This is a genomic window from Microbacterium sp. zg.Y909 (assembly GCF_024626565.1).
This window is the reverse complement of the sequence record NZ_JANJFJ010000610.1, coordinates 1-1,745: the sequence shown is the minus strand read 5'-3', so window position 1 is coordinate 1,745 and position 1,745 is coordinate 1. Positions and strand designations below refer to the sequence as shown.

Sequence of the window (1,745 nt, the reverse complement as noted above, 5' to 3'; positions counted from 1 at the left end):
TGGGGCGTCCCCTCTGGGGGGTCGACGTGGCGATCGCCGATGCCGAGCAGGAGGAGCAGATCGCGCTGCTCACCGACCCCGACGCGCTGGGCGAGGTGGTGGTGCGCGGGCACAACCTGTTCAAGGGCTATCTCGGGCGGCCCGAGGCGACCGCGGCGACGATCGTCGACGGATGGTTCCGCACCGGCGACCTCGGCCGGTTCGTCGACGGGGTGCTGACGATCGTGGACCGCAAGAAGGACATGATCGTGCGCAGCGGCTACAACGTGTACCCGACCGAGGTGGAGGCCGTGATCGCGCGGCATCCCGCCGTCGCGGTCGCAGCCGTTTTCGGCGTGCCCGACGACTTGCGCGGGCAGGAGGTGCACGTGGCGGTGGTGCCGCACGACGGACACAGTGTGGATGCCGACGAGCTGATCGCCTTCACACGAGAGCGCATCGCGGCGTACAAGTACCCGCGGACCGTGCACGTGCTGGCGGATCTGCCGCTGGGCGGCAGCGGCAAGGTGCTGAAGCGGGAGCTGGTCGCGCGGTTCTCGCCCGCGCCGACCGTCGTCGCCGCCGCCGTGATCCCCGACTCCGGGTTGGGCCCCATCGCCTGACCTGAAACCTGCTGGACGAACGCCGCGCCGGGGGATCCCCCGGCGCGGCGTTGCGCGTGCCCGGCGTGCCCGGCACGCATCGACGGCAAGCACGCACCCCGCGCGTCCGCGGTGGACGCCCGCGCCGCCGCGCCAGACGCACAACACCCCCTGGCGGAGCCCTCGGGCCCGTCAGGGGGTGTTGTGCGATGACGCGCTCGGCGTCAGGCGCCGGGGACTCCGGCGCCTGACAGCGGCACCGGCTGCGGGTCCACTGCCGTCACACTGCCGTCGCGAACCTCGTAGGTCGCGTCGATGTAGTCCTGCACGCCCTGGTCCACCGTCGTGATGCCGACGCCCAGATACGCGGCGTGGCTGTCGGGACCGAACGCCAGCGGCAGGATGCCGTTGCCCACGAGGTCGCCTGACCGCACCGCCTCGACGAGGGCCTCGCGCGTCGGGTTCTCGCCCGCCGCGGCCAGCGCCTCGGCGAAGACGTACCCCACGCTCATGCCGAAGATCGTGTTGCCGTCGAAGGGGGCGTCGCCGTTGTACTCCGTGTTGATCTCGCGGAAGAGCTCGACCCACTCGTCGTCGGCCATCGGCAGGTAGTTGGTGCCGGTGAAGCCCTGGAGCAGCTTCGGCGCCATGTCCTCGCCGAGGTAGCCGACGAGGGTGGGGTAGTCGGCGCCCGACGAGGAGCCGAACCACTGCGGGAACCAGCCCAGCTGCGCCGCCGTGCCGACCGCGAGCGCGGTGAAGCCGTTGATGGTCGCCAGCGTCACGATGTCGCATCCGGCGGCCTGCAGCGCGCCGATCTGCGCGGTGACGTCCTGGTTCGACACCGAGTACCGCTGCACCTCGGTGAGGCCGTCCGCGCCGAGGGCCATCTCGAGACCCTCGAGGAATTCGTCGCCGAAGTCGTCGTCCTGACCGAGCATGCACACCGCCGCGTCGGGGAACTCGTCGGCGGCGTACTGGCCGAGCGCCGCGCCCTCGACGACGTAGTCGGCGTTGAAGCCGAAGGTGTTCGGGTAGGTCTCGGGCTGGTTCCAGGCGGTCGAGCCCGATGCCACGAACAGGTCGGGCACCGAGTTCTGGTCGAGGAAGTCCAGCACCGACTGGTGGGTCGCCGTGCCGAGGCCGTTGAGGATCGCGAAGACC

The 1,745-nt window shown here is 71.1% G+C and carries 2 protein-coding genes; one reads left to right on the top strand and one right to left on the bottom strand.

What is annotated here, in order from left to right; genetic code table 11:
* The coding region (locus tag NQ160_RS23395) for an AMP-binding enzyme (RefSeq protein WP_257517399.1) at window positions 1–602 on the top strand (602 nt) is incomplete at its 5' end.
* Between the two features lie 203 nt (window positions 603–805).
* Here NQ160_RS23395 and NQ160_RS23390 read toward each other — a convergent pair.
* Window positions 806–1,745: ABC transporter substrate-binding protein (locus NQ160_RS23390; RefSeq protein ID WP_257517398.1), on the bottom strand; the 940-nt coding region annotated here is incomplete at its 5' end.